The organism is Larkinella punicea, from assembly GCF_003334855.1.
Lineage (GTDB): Bacteria > Bacteroidota > Bacteroidia > Cytophagales > Spirosomataceae > Larkinella > Larkinella punicea.
On sequence record NZ_QOWE01000005.1, the window covers coordinates 23,821 to 41,004 of the forward strand.

At 52.1% G+C, this 17,184-nt stretch carries 14 protein-coding genes; 7 read left to right on the plus strand and 7 right to left on the minus strand.

Features of this window, described 5'->3' with window-relative positions; all coding sequences use genetic code 11:
• Positions 1-22: 22 nt before the first annotated feature.
• The 4 genes from DUE52_RS07010 to DUE52_RS07025 all read right to left on the minus strand — a co-directional run bounded on the left by DUE52_RS07010 (position 23) and on the right by DUE52_RS07025 (position 6,673).
• Positions 23-2,977: a SusC/RagA family TonB-linked outer membrane protein gene (locus DUE52_RS07010; RefSeq protein WP_114405525.1), complete on the minus strand. Its 2,955-nt coding sequence runs from the start codon at positions 2,975-2,977 to the stop codon at positions 23-25.
• A gap of 222 nt (positions 2,978-3,199) precedes the next feature.
• On the minus strand, positions 3,200-4,042 hold the full coding sequence (locus DUE52_RS07015; RefSeq protein WP_114405275.1) for a FecR family protein: 843 nt from the start codon (positions 4,040-4,042) through the stop codon (positions 3,200-3,202).
• 237 nt (positions 4,043-4,279) lie between these two features.
• Complete coding sequence (locus DUE52_RS07020; protein ID WP_114405276.1) at positions 4,280-5,137, minus strand: CAP domain-containing protein; 858 nt, start codon at positions 5,135-5,137, stop codon at positions 4,280-4,282.
• A gap of 108 nt (positions 5,138-5,245) precedes the next feature.
• The gene (locus tag DUE52_RS07025) at positions 5,246-6,673 is read right to left on the minus strand and encodes a hypothetical protein (protein WP_133299779.1); all 1,428 of its coding nucleotides are present in this window, start codon (positions 6,671-6,673) and stop codon (positions 5,246-5,248) included.
• A 279-nt stretch (positions 6,674-6,952) separates the two neighbouring features.
• Here DUE52_RS07025 and DUE52_RS07030 point away from each other — a divergent pair, with 279 nt between their 5' ends.
• Positions 6,953-8,632, plus strand: a complete 1,680-nt coding sequence (locus tag DUE52_RS07030) for an AMP-binding protein (RefSeq protein ID WP_114405278.1) — start codon at positions 6,953-6,955, stop codon at positions 8,630-8,632.
• 176 nt (positions 8,633-8,808) lie between these two features.
• Here DUE52_RS07030 and DUE52_RS07035 read toward each other — a convergent pair whose 3' ends face one another.
• Positions 8,809-9,216 carry a T9SS type A sorting domain-containing protein gene (locus DUE52_RS07035; RefSeq protein ID WP_114405279.1) on the minus strand — a complete coding sequence of 136 codons (408 nt, stop codon included), beginning with the start codon at positions 9,214-9,216 and terminating at the stop codon, positions 8,809-8,811.
• Positions 9,217-9,670: 454 nt separating this feature from the next.
• Complete coding sequence (locus tag DUE52_RS07040; protein ID WP_114405280.1) at positions 9,671-10,582, minus strand: nucleotidyltransferase family protein; 912 nt, start codon at positions 10,580-10,582, stop codon at positions 9,671-9,673.
• A gap of 313 nt (positions 10,583-10,895) precedes the next feature.
• On the opposite strand from DUE52_RS07040, the gene DUE52_RS07045 reads away from it, so the two are divergent.
• The 6 genes from DUE52_RS07045 to DUE52_RS07070 all read left to right on the plus strand — a co-directional run bounded on the left by DUE52_RS07045 (position 10,896) and on the right by DUE52_RS07070 (position 16,446).
• Entirely contained in the window at positions 10,896-12,074 is a 1,179-nt protein-coding gene (locus tag DUE52_RS07045; protein ID WP_114405281.1) for a homogentisate 1,2-dioxygenase, read from the plus strand.
• Positions 12,075-12,088: 14 nt separating this feature from the next.
• Positions 12,089-13,225 carry a 4-hydroxyphenylpyruvate dioxygenase gene (gene hppD, locus DUE52_RS07050; RefSeq protein ID WP_114405282.1) on the plus strand — a complete coding sequence of 379 codons (1,137 nt, stop codon included), beginning with the start codon at positions 12,089-12,091 and terminating at the stop codon, positions 13,223-13,225.
• A gap of 105 nt (positions 13,226-13,330) precedes the next feature.
• Positions 13,331-14,053, plus strand: coding sequence for a phenylalanine 4-monooxygenase (gene phhA / locus DUE52_RS07055; protein ID WP_114405283.1), 723 nt, complete (start codon positions 13,331-13,333; stop codon positions 14,051-14,053).
• 99 nt (positions 14,054-14,152) lie between these two features.
• A complete protein-coding gene (locus DUE52_RS07060) occupies positions 14,153-14,590 on the plus strand; it encodes a MarR family winged helix-turn-helix transcriptional regulator (protein ID WP_114405284.1) in 438 nt (145 codons plus the stop codon).
• 108 nt (positions 14,591-14,698) lie between these two features.
• A complete protein-coding gene (gene fahA / locus DUE52_RS07065) occupies positions 14,699-15,886 on the plus strand; it encodes a fumarylacetoacetase (protein WP_114405285.1) in 1,188 nt (395 codons plus the stop codon).
• Positions 15,887-16,083: 197 nt separating this feature from the next.
• Complete coding sequence (locus DUE52_RS07070; RefSeq protein WP_114405286.1) at positions 16,084-16,446, plus strand: DUF1801 domain-containing protein; 363 nt, start codon at positions 16,084-16,086, stop codon at positions 16,444-16,446.
• Positions 16,447-16,560: 114 nt separating this feature from the next.
• Here the strand turns inward: DUE52_RS07070 and DUE52_RS07075 are convergent, their stop codons facing one another.
• Positions 16,561-17,175, minus strand: coding sequence for a DUF6624 domain-containing protein (locus DUE52_RS07075; RefSeq protein ID WP_114405287.1), 615 nt, complete (start codon positions 17,173-17,175; stop codon positions 16,561-16,563).
• Between the last annotated feature and the right edge of the window lie 9 nt (positions 17,176-17,184).

Below are 17,184 nucleotides of genomic sequence, written 5' to 3' on the forward strand. Positions count from 1 at the left end.
TTTTTGATCCGTTTAAGCCAGGTTAAAATTTCAGGTTTATACCAAAGGTAGTTTGCCGAACAGCCGGCGACTGGCTGGCGTTAACATCGCCGTCCGTTTCGCTGTCGATCCCTTTGTATTTGGTCCGGTATTCGGAGAAAATAAAGGGTTGCTGAACACTGGCAAACACGCGCAGGGAACCGATACCCAGTTTTTCCGTCAGTTTAGCCGGGACGTTGTACCCGAAGTTGATGTTCCGGATTTTCACGAACGAACCGTCAAAATACAACAGCGTCGAACGGAACGGCGGAAACTCCTGGTTCATGTTAGGCTGTGGAAACTCATTGGTCGGATTATTCGGGGTCCAGTAGTCAACGTCAAGGGTATTATAGCGACCCGCCAGCGTCAGGAAGTCCTGGTGGAAAATACTGCGGAACATATACCCCACGCGGGCAAATACGAAGAACGACAGATCGAACCCTTTGTATTCGAAACGGTTGGTAAGCCCCAGGCTGAATTTAGGCACTTGCGAGCCCAGAATAACGCGGTCGGCCGGATCGATTTTTCCGTCGTTGTTCGTATCCTGAATCTTGATCTGACCAACGGCACTCTGGTACCTTTTCGCTTCGTCGGCTTCGTTGGTCTGCCAGATGCCAATTTTCTTGTAGTCAAAATAGGCCGTCAGCGGCTGGCCGATGAACCGGGAGTTTCCGACATCGTCGACTTTGCCATTGAACAGTTCCAGAATCGATTCCCGGTTGCGGGTAAACTGGAAGTCCGTCGTCCAGCGGAATCCACCCGGAGCATCCACGTTGACCGTCGATAACGTCAATTCAATACCCTGATTCCGGGTTTTTCCCACGTTCCGCAGTACGCGGTCGAAACCGCTTGTCAACGGCAACTGGTCGAACAGCAGCAAGTCACGGGTATCGGCGCGGTAGTATTCCAGCGCCCCGGAAATCCGGCCGCTGAACAGGCTGAAATCCAATCCAATGTTGCTATTGGTGGTCGACTCCCATTTCAAATCCGGATTTCCGATCGTGAATGGACGGTATCCGAAAGCCCCGCCAGAACCGAACGCATAGGCCGTACGGGCCAACTGCGCCTGGGTTTGATAGGGATCGATGGCCGTGCTACCGATCGAGCCGTAGCTGGCCCGAAGTTTCAACTGGTCGATCCAGCGAACCGACTTCAGAAACTCCTCATTGCTCAGGTTCCAGCCGATGGCTGCCGATGGGAAAAAACCGTATTTCGTATTATCACCAAACCGCGATGAACCATCGTAACGGGCGGTCAATGTCAACAGGTATTTTTCTTTGTAGTCGTAATTCACCCGGGCCATATAGGAATTCAACACCCACCGGCGAACTTCTGACCCCACGGAATTGATCAGCGAAGCCTGACCCAGGTTATAGAACTCCTGCGTTTCGGCAGGCACACCCGTCACCGAGATCGTGTTGGTTTCATAATCATCCTTCTGAATAGAGTGGAGGGCCGTAACGTTCAGGTTGTGGATGTCATTGAACCTTTTGCTGTAGGTCAGGATGTTTTCCAGCGTCCAGTTAAACTGGTATTCATTGAAGGAGAAAGCAGTTGGGTCAGCACCCCGGCGGGCGTTGGTCTGGCTACCGACAAACCGGCCAATGCGACGGTTGGTCAGGTCAGGACCGAAATTAACGCGGTATTTCAAGCCATCGATGATATTCCATTCGCCGAAGATGCTGTTAAAAATCCGCATCCGCTTCGTCAGGTCGATCTGCGCGCCCGGAATTACCTCAGCAATAGGGTTCGTCCGCAAGCCATCGGAAGTGGGCAGGAAAATCAGGTTGCCATTGTCGTCATACGGTTTTCCCAGCGGGTTTTCGGCGTAGGCACCACCCAGTGGGTTGAAGTTTTCACCGTTCCGGGTGCTGTAAACGCCCAGGGTCGAAATACCAACCTTGATCTTTTTGCTGACCTGGTGATCCAGATTAACCCGAAATGTATACCGGGTAAAATCCTGGTTTTTCACGACACCTACATCCTTGAAGTAGTTACCGGAAATCGAGAACTGGGTTTTTTCATTCCCTCCCTGCACGCCAATCTGGTGGCTTTGAATGTGCCCCTGCTGCATCAGATACGACTGATAATCGGTAGACCGGTTGTTTAATATACCGTCCATCTCGATGGGTTCAAAAAGCTTTTCGTCGGTGGTATACTGGTTGGCCGCCCGGCGCGATTCGCGCTTGTATTCGGCAAACTCAGCCCCGTTGAAAACATCGATATTCCCCAACCGATCCGACAACCCGTAGTAGCCGTCGTAGCTCACAACGGTTTTACCCGGTTTTCCGCGTTTGGTCGTAATGAGCACGACCCCATTAGAACCGCGCGATCCGTAAATGGCTGTCGCCGACGCATCCTTCAACACTTCCATCGAGGCAATGTCGTACGGGTTAATGTCGTCGATCCCACCTGCCAACGGAATCCCGTCAACAACATACAGCGGATCATTGGAAGCGTTGATCGACCGGCGACCCCGAATTCGGACCACAGGCCCCGTCCCGGGCTTGCTGCTGCTCTGCACCACATCGACCCCAGCAGCCCGGCCCTGGAGTGCCTGGCGGGCGTTGGTGATGGGCAGTTCGGCAATTTCTTTGGCGCCAACCGAGGAGATCGCCCCGGTTAACTGGCTCTTCTTCTGCGTACCGTATCCGACTACAACCACTTCGTTCAGCGTGCGCTGATCAACCGCCAGTTTTAGATTGATCGTCGATTGGGCACCGACAGTAACTTCCTGAGAAAGAAATCCAACCGATGAAAAGACCAGCACGGAATTATTATCCGGAACAGCAATCCGGAATTTTCCTTCAGCATCGCTGGTGGTTCCGCGCGTCGATCCTTTCACGGCAATGTTTACCCCCGGCAGAGGGGTATTGTCTTCCGCCGTCAGAATCTGGCCCGAAACTGTCCGTTCCTGAAGAGCAGGGTCCGTAATTTCACCGGGCTTCAGATTGGCCATTGGCAGGCCCTTCAGGTTGGCAGCGTGTATGTCTGCGGGGTGTCGGTGTGGGCCGATGGCGGCCTCGACGGGCAGGCTACCGGCCAGCAGACCCGCCAACCCGCAAGCTCCCAGGCGTGTTGCAGCAGCAACCTGCCCTGCTTTAGCAGAGAGGAATGAAGTAATCATGCATTTCATAATAGAGATTGGTTAATTAAACGTATAGAAACAATAGAGATTGAATTAGATTGAATAGATGACCGACGACGATTGCAGATCGGTATCGCTAAGGATATAAGATGTTTTGTTCTGAACCGTCACCGGTGTCGGGGCCGGAATTTCAACGGACTCACCGGGTTTCATTTCGATAATCTGCGGATCGTCGTTGCGCATCAGCTTTATTTTGCCGGCCGAAAGATCAACCCGCGTTCCTTTCTTTCGTTGAGAAACCGTGAAGAGGGTTCCCTGCGCTTCCACGGTTAGGGTGGTCGTGTGAACCCGAAACTTGCTGTCTTCACCGGAACCGTAGCGTTGGGCAACGGTGAAAAAGGCTTCTCCTTCGAGCCAAACCGCCCTCGGCACTTCTTCCGACCAGACGCGGGCGTACCGAATCTGGCTGTTGCCGATCAGTTTTACCAGCGTTCCATCGGGCAGCTTCACCGTTTTGGCCACGCCAACCGGTGTCCGGACGGTTTCCATCGCATGTGACCACTGCGTCCAGAGAACCCAGCCGATAAACAGCACGATGCCGGCCGCGGCACTCACCCAGCGGAAAATATACCAGTTTGTTACCCAACTTTGGATTTCGGGCTGCAGGGGTTGCAACTCCGGCATTTCCTGAATCGATGACCGGATTCGCCCCCACAACGACATCACCTCCTCTCCTTCCATCGGCCGCGACGCCGGGCTTGAAGCCATGCGAACCAGTTCGCGGGCGAAATCGACAACTTCCGTTTTGTAAGGATGGTGAGCCAGCCAACCCTCCCAGTACGCCGAAACCTCAGCGTCATCAGGATGTTGAACCCACCGAATGAATAATTCGTCAGCGGCTAACTCCTCGGCAGTATAGGCGGAGAAGTGTTTCATTTAGTATTTTTTGTAGATAAAGTTTACTATGCCATAAAAGAAGCGCATCCAAACGTTCTACTTGCCCTGCTTTGAAATTTGACGACAAGACTTTTTTACAAGCCTGCTTTTACCATACCCCGCCCCATTAGTGGCTTAAAACCGCACAGAAAAGCGATTTCCGGGAAATATACCTAAGTACATTTCCCGGAAACGTAAAATAAATAAACCGGTGAACCGGCGATTTGGGAAGAAAATTTACGGAAGAAAATACGGACAATCGGCGGCTGGATCAACCAGATTCATAACCACAACGTGGCCAACCCGCTGGTAGCCCGGCATTTTGGAGCAGGGGCCATAGTCCGCCCGCGTCGCCAGTCCGACGCCCAGAAAACCTTCGCTGCCGACGGCCCCCCGGTTGTTCTGAAACCCTTTTCCGCCGGACGCATCTTTGTCCTGAATCAGCAACGTTTCCCGATGCCCCCAGGCCACGACGGCATCCTGGTAGAGCCAGGAGAAAATGGCTTGCTCCACGATGAAAGCCGGTAGCTCCAGAACCGGTTTATCGCTGGAATAGTAGCAAAACATGTAGATATTCTCGGCCCGCGACATAAACTCGTAGCATTTCCCGCTAAACACCGTCTGGGCGTTGATGCGTTGCAGGGCCGTCCGGCCATCCCGGCTGGTGTGCCCAAAAAAGTTGTGCGTGGTCATGTCCGCAGCGTGGGCCTGGGCCACGGCGTTCAGGTGGGTTTCCAGGGCTTCGAGCGGCAGACCGAGTGCTTTTTCGGTACCATACTTCACATCCGCCCGCGCTTTTCGCTCCCCATTCGTTAGCCACAACGCCCGTTCTGCCGGGGATAGTTTGGTGTAATTTTCCGGTAAAGACAGCGTTCCCAGGCTATTGGCGGGCAGTTTCATCTGCTTTTCCTCCTGCCGACGGGCATAGTTGAAGGCATTCACAACCTGAGCCGGTGTGTCGAAAACCGGAAAACCGTTGGGCGCACTGGTGTACGTCGGCTCCTTTGGTAATTTCACATCCGCCTTCAGGTTTTTCGGTGCCTGACCGAACGCTAAACCGGAAATCAACAGAAGGGCACTGGTAAGTTGTCGCATCAAAAGGGCGTTAGTTGCCAACCCGGGTCACCTGCACCGTTGCGAAAAATACGGAACGAACGCAAACAACCCAATAGTTTGCCGTTGTGATTTCGAAAGACCCGGTTTTTAGTGGCCCACCAGCAGCCGCAATACGTTCTGCACCCGGCCCTTTGCATCCCGCACCTTCACCCAATACAGTCCGGGTGCCAGCACCTGACGCGGTATGACCGATGTGGAAGCGTCCCCTGCCACTGCCCGAACCGGTAGTTCGATCCCTACCGTGTTGACTAGTTGAATACGGAGTTCATCCGACCCCGAAGCCACCAGCGTAAACCGCCCGTCGGCACTGGGATTGGGAAAGAGGTAAACATCCCGGTCTGTCGATTCAATGTTGACGGCTACGAGTTTCGAGAGTTCCGTGCGACCATTGGCGTCGATCTGCCGCAAGCGGTAGTAATACGTCTGGCCCGGTATCACGTCCTCATCCGTCCAACCATACGTGTTGGTTTCCGAACTCGTCCCGTTTCCGCGAACAAACCCGATTTTCTCAAACGATTGGGCATCCCGGCTTTTCAGGACATCGAACCCCAGGCTCCCCTGCTCCCAACCGGTCGACCAGCCCATCACGGCTTTTCCCTGACGGGAAGCCCCTGAAAAATAGAGCAGATGGACGGGAAGGGCATCCGTCGTGTTGAATGTACAGCTTGCATCGGCTGTCGGGTCGGCAATGTTCATCACCACGACGTGCCCGGCAAAGCTACCCGAGCAAGATGCCGAATAGGATCCAACGGGTGTCGATGCAATTCCAATACCCAGAAAACCTTCGCTGGAAGCACTTCCGTGGTCGTTAACGTAACCCTGAAGGGGTGGAGAGGTGTAAATATCCGTGTTTTGAATCAGAACGGCTTTGCGGTGTCCCCACCCGGCGGCCGTGTCGCGATAGAGCCAGTTGAAAATGGCTTGTTCTACCAAAAAAGTGGGCGTAGAGGGGCTACTGGTACAGGCAACATAAATATTTTCGGAATAGCCCATTCCTGACAGGCAGCTTGCCGGATACGTGGCCTCCACCCGATCGAAAGGGCCTGACCCGCCAGCGCCGGTGTGGGAGAACACGTTGTTAGCCACCATAAAAGCAGCGTGCGTCTGAGCCGTATTGATCAGCGCGCTTTCGGTTGCTTCCATCGGTAAGCCCAGAACCGCCGTTGTTCCGGGATACGTAACCCCGCTCCGGGCGATCCGTTCCTGATTGATGAGATACAACGCCCGATCATTGGGCGAAAAAGTGGCATAATTAGCTGGTAACGTCAAGTTCCCCAGGCTATTGGCGGGCAACCCCAACTGGGTTTCTTCGGCCCGTCGCGCCGTATTGAAAGCCGCAATAATCTGGACCGTACTTGAAAAAAAAGCCGAGGGGCCAAAATCCGTTTCGGTCGGTGCAGTTAACGTAATATTCGTCGTCAGGTTCGTCGGGGATTGGGCGTTGCCGTTCAGGAAGAAAAGCGAAAAAAGGAGGATAACACAAAGGCGATTCAGAGCGGGTAAGATTGTCGTCATAAAAGTCGGAATTTCGGCGAACACCGAAGAAATGTCTGACTTCCGGATGTTCCTTTTATTGAGACGGTTAGGGCTAAGTTTAGTAACAAATTCCGCCGAAAATTTTTACTTATTCTGCATTGGCGTCTTCATTCGAGCCTTTACCCCGTTTTTCTGATCTTTCAAAACCCATTTCGGGAAATTCTGCTGCTTTTTCGCTAAGAATTTCCACATTAACTACAATTATTTCAAAAACAAATACTATTTTACACCTTTACTACCCAGCCAATCTATACTGATATGAACACGTTACGCTCTGATTTCCAGAAAGGGCAGACGCTGCTTGACTATTTTTATTATTGGGAAAAACAACAACCCAAAAAAGTCTACCTGCGGCAACCCGAAGGCGACCGATACCGCGACTACACCTGGCGCGATGTTGGAAAACAGGCACGGACGCTGGCGACGTACCTGAATTCGCTGGGCTTACCCCCGAAGAGTAACATTGGTCTCGTATCTAAAAATTGCGCGCACTGGATTATTGCCGATCTGGCGATTCTGCTCAGCGGCCACGTTTCCGTTCCTTTCTACCCGACCCTGACGGCCAGCCAATTGCATCAAGTGCTGGAACACAGCGGTTGCGCGGTCTTGTTTGTCGGAAAACTGGATCAATGGCCGGCCATGAAACCGGGTGTCCCCGAAACCGTCCACTGCATCGATTTACCGGGTTACACCACCGATCCGGACCACGTCCAGTGGAATACAATTCTGACCCGTTATGAGCCCATGACGGACAATCCGCAGCCGCATTCCGAGGATTTATTTACGATCATTTACACCTCCGGAACAACGGGCAGCCCCAAAGGCGTCATGATGCCATATCAAGCGATGATCAGTGCCATCGACGCGACCAAACCGCTGATGTGCGTCGACGTACCGGATTCCCGTTTCTTTTCGTATTTGCCCCTTTGTCACGTAGCCGAGCGGAACCTCGTCGAAGCCCTCAGCCTCATCACGGGCGGTACGGTTTATTTTGTGGAATCGATGGCGACGTTTGCCAACAATCTGGCGGCTGCGCGCCCGACGCACTTCCTGGGTGTTCCCCGCATCTGGCTGAAATTTCAGCAGACAATCCTCGCTACGCTTCCACAGCAAAAACTCGATCGGCTGCTCAAAATTCCGGTGATTTCCGGTTTGATCAAACGCAAACTCCGCATGGCCCTCGGCCTTAATGACGTCCGGCTGATTCTGACCGGCGCGGCCCCCACGCCGGTTGCCATCATCCGGTGGTTCCGGGAATTGGGCATCACGATTCAGGAAGCCTACGGCATGACCGAAAACCTGGGCGTGGTGTCGGTGATGCCACCTGCTGCGATCAAAGACGGCACCGTGGGAATGCTCTACAACGGTATTCAGGTAAAATTCGACCCCATCACGGGCGAGCTCATGACCCGCTCCGACTGGACAATGCGCGGCTATTTCCGGGAGCCGGAGATGACCGCAGCGACCCTCGATGCCGATGGCTGGCTCCATACCGGCGACGTGGGCACACTGGACGACGACGGTTTTTTAGCCATTACGGGCCGGGTGAAGGAGATTTACAAAACCACCAAGGGCGAATACGTGGCACCGGCGCAGATTGAAACCGGTTTTGCGGAGAACAATTTCGTGGACCAAATCTGCGTTGCCGTTCAGCAATTACCGCAACCGATCGCGCTGATTGTGTTGTCGGAAACGGGTCTCAAAGCGGATAAGACACAGGTTTCACAAAGTCTGGAGGAGACGCTTAACACGCTGAATCCCAACCTGCACACCTATCAGCGCGTCAAAAAAGCCGTGATCGTGAAAGAGCCGTGGACGGTTGACAACGACCTGATGACGCCTTCCCTGAAAATAAAGCGCAAAATGATCGAATCCCGGTATGAACCCCACCTCCAACCCTGGTTTGAACGGGAGGAGACGGTGATCTGGGAGAAATAATGATGAGTTATGAATGATGAACGATGAATGTCATGCGTCAGCCCATTCATCGTTCATCATTCATAACTCATCATCAAAAAAGGGACCGGTCAGGTTTTGAAAACCTGACCGGTCCCTTTTTTGAAATGACAAAGGTGGACGAGAATTAGTGAGTGGAAGCGGACAGGCCCGAGGGCTTAGTTCCGCGCCAGAACCACACGGCTCACTTGCGTTTGAATAGCGAATGACTGAGAAACTTTCTCTTTGCCATAGGCTACTTCGATGACATATTTACCGTCCGCCAATTGCGAGAAATCGAAAACCCGACCCAGTTGTTCTTTTTTGGTCAACGTGCCGCTGTACAGCTTGTTGTTGGAGTCATCAGCAATCGACACGACGATTTTAGAATCGACCGGCTGGTTTACCGATACTTTGAATTTCAGGTTACCAACTTCCCGGATCGAAACCGGCGTTGCTTTTGTTTCGGCTTTCGGGCCGTCCAAAACACGAGCCTCTGCTGATGAAGGAGCAATGGCTACCAAAGTCGTTGCGGCCAGCATCGCCAAGCCCAACGTTACGCTATTATTGACAAAATTCGTTTTCATAATTTTCTACAGGTTGTATTCGAACTAGGTTGTATTCAGACTTGATATAGTACAATAAACTAAATGCTTACCCTACTGAACCCTTGTCAACTCCTTTGTTGATACAAATTTATACAACATTGAATACAAGTCAATTACCTAATTGTTAATAATCGAAAAGTTGTTTATAATTTGAAGGTTAAACTTAGAAAAATCTAATACTTTACGGTTGTTTACTACTAATACTTTAAATAGTGAAATGTCCATTTTCCCGGATAAATACCAGCTTTTATAAAATAGTACAATTCATTCCTGTGGTAATGAAAAAAGCCCCAAACGCGTGGTCCGGAGCTTTTTCCATTTTTTCAGTTTCAGGCCGAAAATTATCTTATTTTATCATAAACAAAGCCAATTCTACCAATTTTGGTGGTAAAATAAAGTTAGAAATCTTTATCCGGTACCTTTTCTTCAAAAACTACCATAATCTTTCGGGGTACTTTCCTTCTTCGTGCAGCCGTTTGAATGACGCCTGTACCAGCGGTTTGTCATCCGGGTAGGTAACGCCAAACCATTCCGACTGACTGCGAAATACTTGACACTGACCTTGGTTCCGCTGGATGAGATTGGTCATAATGGTCGGGATGTAAAACTCGGCTTTGGGTGCGTTGTAATTCGCGTGGGCATAATCGGCAAACTGTTCTTCAACCAAAGGAAAAACCGCCGGCTTGAAACCCCAGAAATTCATCGAAACCGGCGTGTCGGGTGCCAGCACCGTCAGGCCGTCCGCTTCTTCAAACACAATCTGACCCGCGTCGTCTCCCTCACTTTGCCGGTAGATTTTGGTCCGTTCGATTACCGACGACAGGGTTTCATCGGCATTGAGGTCGCAAACACCCCGCGAAACAGAGCCATAATCCGACAGTGTGTTCTGAACTTCATAGCCCACGAGGGCGTGCATTTTATCGTCGGTGTTGTTCACCAGAAAGTCGGCCAGAATCCGAAACGCTTCCTGCCCGTAGAAATCGTCGGCATTGATGACCGCAAACGGCGTGTCGGTTTGCTTCCAGGCGCAGAGCATGGCGTGACCCGTTCCCCACGGTTTGGTCCGCTGGATGGTGCCCAATTCTTCCGGCACGTAGGAGTCCAGAGCCTGGATCGCAAAATCCACCTCGATTTTACCGGCTAGTTTCGGCAGAAAGATCTCTTCAAAATCCTTCCGCAATTCTTCGCGAATGATGAATACGACTTTGCCAAAACCGGCCCGAATGGCATCATACAAGGAATAGTCGATGATCGTCTCACCGTTCGGACCGAATTGATCCAGTTGTTTGATTCCACCGTAGCGGCTGCCAATACCGGCGGCCAAAATCAGGAGCGTGGGTTGCATCAGGTTTATGGAGTTGAATGTTAAGCCCCCAACCGTGCGACGGTCCGACCCCTAAAAGGGGGCTATTTAAATCCGGATTTTTAGAGCCCCCTTTAGGGGGTTGGGGGTAATCGCGGGCAAAAATAAGGAAATGCTGATTGCTCCCTACACAGGTTCGTATTAAATGCACTTTATGGACTGTAAATCCATAAAATCAATTTATAAGAAAATTATTTCATGAAATTGTTCAATATATTTCAATAATAGCGTTATAATTGTAAGCAAAACAATAGTTAGTAAAACAAGTATTATTCAGTAGATTTCATCAACGCCCATGCCTTTCTATCACACGTTGGGTCAGATTCCGCCCAAGCGGCACACCCAGTTCGAAAAACCGCCGGGCCGCGACGATGCTGCCGGGCTTTATTACGAGCAGTTATTCGGCACCATCGGTTTCGAGGGCATGTCGTCGCTGCTCTACCACCTCCACCGGCCCACGATGGTTAAAGCGGTGCTGGAAAGTGTGGAAAAAACGCCGGTTGTGGCCGTTGAGAAGAACATTCTTTCGCGCAAGTTGCTCGGTTTCAACCTGGGACCCACCAACGCGGATTTTATAGAAAGCCGTATTCCCTTGTTGGTCAACAACGATGTGATCGTAGGACTGGCGGCCCCAACCCGTTCGATGACGGATTCCTTTTATAAGAATGCCGATGCGGATGAATTGATCTTTGTTCACCGGGGTTCCGGACGGCTCCGCACCCTGCTGGGCACCATCCCGTTCGAATACGGGGATTACCTGATCATTCCACGCGGCATGATTTACCAGATCGAGTTTGATCCTGACACACAACCGCGTCTGCTGTATCTCGAATCGCATTCGCCGATTTATACACCCAAACGGTATCGCAACCAGTTTGGTCAGTTGCTCGAACATTCGCCGTTTTGTGAACGCGACATCAAACGGCCGCAAAACCTCGAAACCCACGATGAAACCGGCAACTTTCTGATCAAAATCAAGAAACAGGGCGCGCTGCATTCGCTGGTCTACGCCACGCATCCGTTCGACGTGGTGGGTTGGGATGGCTACAATTATCCGTACGGTTTTTCGATTTTCAATTTTGAACCCATCACCGGACGCGTTCACCAGCCACCGCCGGTTCACCAAACGTTTCAGACCGACGCCTTTGTGGTTTGCTCGTTTTGCCCCAGGCTCTACGACTATCATCCGAAAGCGGTTCCGGCCCCGTATAACCACTCCAACATCGACTCCGACGAGGTGATCTATTACGTCGACGGCGATTTTATGAGTCGCAACGACATCGCGCCGGGCCACATCACGCTGCACCCGGGCGGCATTCCGCACGGCCCGCATCCCGGCGCGATGGAACGAAGCATCGGTAAAAAAGAAACGCACGAATATGCCGTGATGGTCGATACGTTCCGGCCGCTCATGCTGACGGACGCGGCCCTGCAACTTGACGATGGGAAGTATTATAAATCCTGGATTGACTAAATCATCAACAACCAATGGAAACCGCAGAATTGATACAAACAAAACCGGCTACCAATGCGGCAAAAGACTTTCTGCCCCTCAATGGTACCGATTATATTGAATTATACGTCGCCAACGCCCTCCAGTCGGCGCATTATTTCCAAACGGCTTTTGGCTTTCAGCCGCTGGCCCATGCCGGGTTGGAAACCGGCTGGCGCGACCGTGAATCGTACGTTGTCGTTCAGGGCAAAATCCGGCTGGTGCTGACCTCGCCCCTGCACGGCGGCACGGACATCGGTCAACACATTGATAAACACGGCGATGGCGTTCGGGTGGTGGCCTTGTGGGTCGATGACGCGACAAAAGCCTACGAAGAAACCACGCACCGGGGCGCCATTCCGTTTATGGCTCCCACGCGCGAGGAAGATGCGGACGGTTTTGTGGTTCGGTCGGGGATTCACACCTACGGCGACACGGTCCATATTTTTGTCGAACGGAGTCAGTATGGCGGGGTTTTTCTGCCTGGTTACAAATCCTGGGAACCGGAACATCACCCGGACGAAGTGGGCCTGAACTACGTGGATCACATGGTGGGCAATGTGGGCTGGAACGAGATGAACACCTGGGTCAATTTCTACGCCAACGTAATGGGATTCAACCAGTTGGTATCCTTCGATGACAAGGACATCTCGACCGATTACACGGCCCTGATGAGCAAGGTGATGAGCAATGGCAACGGTCGCATCAAATTCCCGATCAACGAACCCGCCGAAGGCAAGAAGAAGTCGCAGGTGGAAGAATACCTGGATTTCTACGGCGGCCCGGGTATTCAACACATTGCCGTGGCCACGGACGACATCGTAAAAACCGTGACGGCATTGCGCGACCGCAGCGTGGCGTTTCTGAAAGTACCGGCTACTTATTACGACGACCTACTCGACCGGGTGGGTCAGATCGATGAGGAAATCAATGCGTTACGGTCGCTCGGCATCCTGGTCGACCGCGACGACGAAGGTTATCTACTCCAGATATTCACGAAACCGGTAGGCCCCCGCCCGACCCTGTTTTTCGAAATTATCCAGCGGAAAGGCGCCAAATCGTTCGGAAAGGGCAACTTCAAAGCCCTCTTCGAAGCCATCGAACACGAGCAGGAATTGCGGGGAACGCTTTAACAATTTTGAATGAGTGAATGATAGAATGAGTGAATAGCTTCGCCATTTTCTGCTCCCTGCGGAGCTATTCACTCATTCTATCATTCACTCATTCTATCATTAATAATGGATCAGGCATACGACACCTACACCGCTGACGACCAGGTCGTCTGGCGGTTGCTCTTCGAACGGCAGATGATGCTTTTGCCGGGCAAAGCCAGTCAGGCTTATCTGGACGGCATCGATCAGGTCGGTTTTGTGGCCGATCATATTCCGCACTTTGAACGCGATTTGAACCCCCGGTTGCAACGACTCACCAACTGGCGGGTTTCGGCGGTGCCGGGTTTGATTTCCAACCGCGCGTTTTTCGAGCTGATGTCGGCCCGCAACTTCCCGGCAACCACCTGGTTACGTCGGCGCGAACAACTGGATTATTTGCAGGAACCGGATCTGTTTCACGACACGTTCGGGCACGTGCCGATGCTGTCGAACCAGGCGTTCTGCGATTTTCTGGCGGCTCTGAGCCGGATTGCGCTCGCCCACGTCGATCATCCCGAAGCCATTGAGATGATTTCGCGGCTGTACTGGTATACGGTTGAGTTTGGATTGATTCAGGAATCGGAATTGCGGATTTACGGCGGGGGGATTCTGTCCTCGACGGGCGAAACCGCCTACAGCTTATCGGATCCACGACCGAGCCGCATTCCGTATGAGGTCGGAAAACTGCTGCAAACGCCCTACGTCATCGACCGGTTTCAGGACCGGTATTTTGTCATTGAATCGTACGAGCAACTGTATCAATCCATTCCGGAAATTGAAGAGAAACTGGAAGAATTGTTAGTCACTTAGTTTGGACTACTTTTGTGGTTGGGTTTTGTCATGCTTTTTCGCGGGATGATACGGCCTGTCGCTCCGGCGAATGAACCATTGAAAACCGCTATCAGACGAATGACGCATCCCTCCGATCACCGGGCTTATTTTTTTAAGATTGACACGACCATCAAGAAAATTCGGAATGCGCTCCAGAAGCAGTTCAACGAAACCGGTTTTGACTTGACGGTCGATCAATGGGTGCTCATCGACCACCTCTACCGCAACCCCGGCATCAGCCAGAATGTGCTGGCCGATCTGACGACTAAGGACGCGCCGACCGTCACCCGGATGATCGACCTGCTCTGCAAAAAAGGATTAACCGAACGGCGCATGGCCGAGGAAGACCGCCGGAAATTTCTGATTTTTCTGACGCCTGAAGGCCAGGCCAAGTATGATGAAGTGCTGCCCACGGTTGTCGATATTCGCCGGAAAGGCTGGGGCGACCTGAGCGAAGAAGATTACCAGCATTTCGTCCGGATTATGGATTCGATTTATAGCAATATCAGTGAATAATACCCCTAAATCCCCTAAAGGCCGGGCGGCCGGTGCCGGACTTGGACACGGCTAATCCGGCACCGGCCGCCCGGCCTTTAGGGGATTTAGGGGTGAAACAGTTCTCCCATGACCCTTCCCTACGGCATATTCAGCACCGACGACTCCAGCCCCCGCGTGGGCGTCCGGCTTGACAACCAGATTCTTGATCTGGAAATGGTCGGTCGGCTCGGTTTTTTCGATGACCTTTCATTCGACCTCGCGGTATTCAAAAAACCGGTTCTGAATGATTTCATGGCGTTGGGCAAACCCCTTTGCCGGACCATTCGCCGGCGCCTGATCGACTTGCTGAACGATCCGGAAAAACCGCTCGATGCGTTTGCCGACTTCGTGTTGATCGATGCCAAAGCCACAACGCTCCACCTGCCGATTCACATTGGTGATTACACGGATTTTTACGCCAGCGAAGAACACGCCAGTAATGTGGGCCGGATGTTTCGTCCGCAGGCTGAGCCCTTGCTGCCGAACTGGAAACATTTGCCGGTGGCCTACCACGGGCGGGCGTCGTCCATTGTGGTTTCCGGAACGCCCATCAAGCGTCCCAAAGGCCCGTTTTTAGGCCTGGATCAACAGCCGGTTTTCGGTCCTTCCAACGCGCTGGATTTTGAACTGGAACTCGGAATCGTGATTGGAAAACCGTCGACTCTGGGCGAGCCGGTTTCGGTCAACGACGCTGAAGACTATGTCTTTGGACTGGTGTTGTTCAACGACTGGTCGGCCCGCGACATTCAACGCTGGGAATACCAGCCGCTGGGGCCGTTTCTGGGGAAAAATTTTGCCTCCTCGATGTCTCCCTGGGTTGTGCCGCTGGAAGCACTTGATTCCGTTCGCATCGACGGCCCAAAGCAGGAGCCGACGCCCCTGCCTTACCTGCAATCGGGCGGACGAAGGCACTTCGACCTTACGCTGGAGGTGGCTTTGCAGACGCCCGATAGCCCGGATGAGATCGTCATCAGCCAAACGAACGCGCGGCATCTTTACTGGGATGTGGCCCAACTCATTGCCCACCATACCGTCAACGGGTGTAATCTGAACGTCGGCGATTTGCTGGCGACCGGAACTATATCTGGCTCAACACCCGGTAGTTACGGTTCGTTGCTGGAACTAAGCTGGAACGGAACCCGCCCGCTGACCCTGCCCGATGGCTCCACCCGGACGTTCCTGCAAGATGGCGATACGCTGATTCTGCGCGGCTGGGCCAACGAAAAACGCATTGATTTCGGCGAGGTCCGTGGCAAAATCAATGCTTCAACCTAACGCCAGCCGATTGGTTTTCCTCCCGTTTTTTTTGGTAAAACCACAAAATCACTTTTAGATTGCTAACCGCATCAATGACTGGCTAATACGGCGTTTAAAGGGCATCAGAGCGGTTTTTTAGTAGTATATAATTATTATCGGCGCGATTATTGCACTTTTCATGGACAAACTATAGTTTTGGCCAACTAAACCCTCCCATGAAAAAACCAGTAGAAGACTTTTTAGCCGACTATAAACCGGAAGTGCGCGACCTTGCGCTGAAGATTCGGGAGTTGGTTCGGAGCGTGCTACCCGAAGCCCACGAGTCCGTTCATACCGGCTACAAAACGATTACCTACGGAACCGGTCCCCGGATGTCGGAAGAAATCTGCTACATTGCGCCACTCACTTCGAGCGTCAATCTGGGTTTCCATTACGGAACCCAACTGCCCGACCCGAACGGTCTATTGAAAGGAACCGGAAAGCTGCTGCGGCACATCAAATTTGAATCCCCCGACGAAGTCGCCACCCCCGGCCTGACCGAGCTACTGGAAATGGCCAAAAACCACGGAAAATTCTAGTGTTTCAACTGTAATGTAAAATATCAAATGATGAATACTAAATGTAAAAGTCTGGAAACGCTGACTCAACACTTTTACATTTAGTATTCATCATTTGATATTTTACATTCTACTTTATTGCTTTTTCACCCCCATTCGAGCCAGGTAAGCCGCCATCGGTTCCAGATCCATCTGCTTCCGGCGTTGATCGACATTGGCCTCATCTTCAATGGGATAGACATCTTTCTGCCCCTGGTTGTTGATGTGAATCTGGGTGCCGTAGACTTGCTTTTCTTTCTTTTGCACCTTCACCTGATCGGTCAGGAAAGCCACCCCGGCTTTATCCAGTTCATTCTTTTGGGCCGCTTCCGTTACCATCGGCAAATATTTTTCGTGAACCGAGCGGTCAATGCTGTGCTGGATGATCAAAAACGCAACCTGATCCAGCGGTTGGCCCACCACGCTCTTGCCGGGATAGCCGCCTACCTGCGCGATGATTTTTTCCACTTCGGTCAGGTGTTCTTTGTCCATGTCCTTGATTTTCTGCCGGGCGTCCTGCGATTCTTTCGCGCCCCAGCCATATTGCCGTTCAATAGCGTCATAGGCCGCGCGCTCTTTCTGGTCTTTTTCGTAAATCTGCGTCAGCCGCTTGCGAACGTCGGCCATTGCTGCGGCATTTTTGGTAGCCTGCGCCCACAAATTGGTAGTGAAAAGGCACAGAAGAATGAGAGAAAGGAATTTCGTTTTCATAATTGTCAA

Excerpts from the sequence above, each read along its gene's own strand:
- DUE52_RS07010 (WP_114405525.1), bottom strand. The coding sequence starts at position 2,977 with ATGGCCAATCTGAAGCCCGGTGAAATTACGGACCCTGCTCTTCAGGAA.
- DUE52_RS07015 (WP_114405275.1), bottom strand. The coding sequence starts at position 4,042 with ATGAAACACTTCTCCGCCTATACTGCCGAGGAGTTAGCCGCTGACGAA.
- DUE52_RS07020 (WP_114405276.1), bottom strand. The coding sequence starts at position 5,137 with ATGCGACAACTTACCAGTGCCCTTCTGTTGATTTCCGGTTTAGCGTTC.
- DUE52_RS07025 (WP_133299779.1), bottom strand. The coding sequence starts at position 6,673 with ATGACGACAATCTTACCCGCTCTGAATCGCCTTTGTGTTATCCTCCTT.
- DUE52_RS07030 (WP_114405278.1), top strand. The coding sequence starts at position 6,953 with ATGAACACGTTACGCTCTGATTTCCAGAAAGGGCAGACGCTGCTTGAC.
- DUE52_RS07035 (WP_114405279.1), bottom strand. The coding sequence starts at position 9,216 with ATGAAAACGAATTTTGTCAATAATAGCGTAACGTTGGGCTTGGCGATG.
- DUE52_RS07040 (WP_114405280.1), bottom strand. The coding sequence starts at position 10,582 with ATGCAACCCACGCTCCTGATTTTGGCCGCCGGTATTGGCAGCCGCTAC.
- DUE52_RS07045 (WP_114405281.1), top strand. The coding sequence starts at position 10,896 with ATGCCTTTCTATCACACGTTGGGTCAGATTCCGCCCAAGCGGCACACC.
- hppD (WP_114405282.1), top strand. The coding sequence starts at position 12,089 with ATGGAAACCGCAGAATTGATACAAACAAAACCGGCTACCAATGCGGCA.
- phhA (WP_114405283.1), top strand. The coding sequence starts at position 13,331 with ATGGATCAGGCATACGACACCTACACCGCTGACGACCAGGTCGTCTGG.
- DUE52_RS07060 (WP_114405284.1), top strand. The coding sequence starts at position 14,153 with ATGACGCATCCCTCCGATCACCGGGCTTATTTTTTTAAGATTGACACG.
- fahA (WP_114405285.1), top strand. The coding sequence starts at position 14,699 with ATGACCCTTCCCTACGGCATATTCAGCACCGACGACTCCAGCCCCCGC.
- DUE52_RS07070 (WP_114405286.1), top strand. The coding sequence starts at position 16,084 with ATGAAAAAACCAGTAGAAGACTTTTTAGCCGACTATAAACCGGAAGTG.
- DUE52_RS07075 (WP_114405287.1), bottom strand. The coding sequence starts at position 17,175 with ATGAAAACGAAATTCCTTTCTCTCATTCTTCTGTGCCTTTTCACTACC.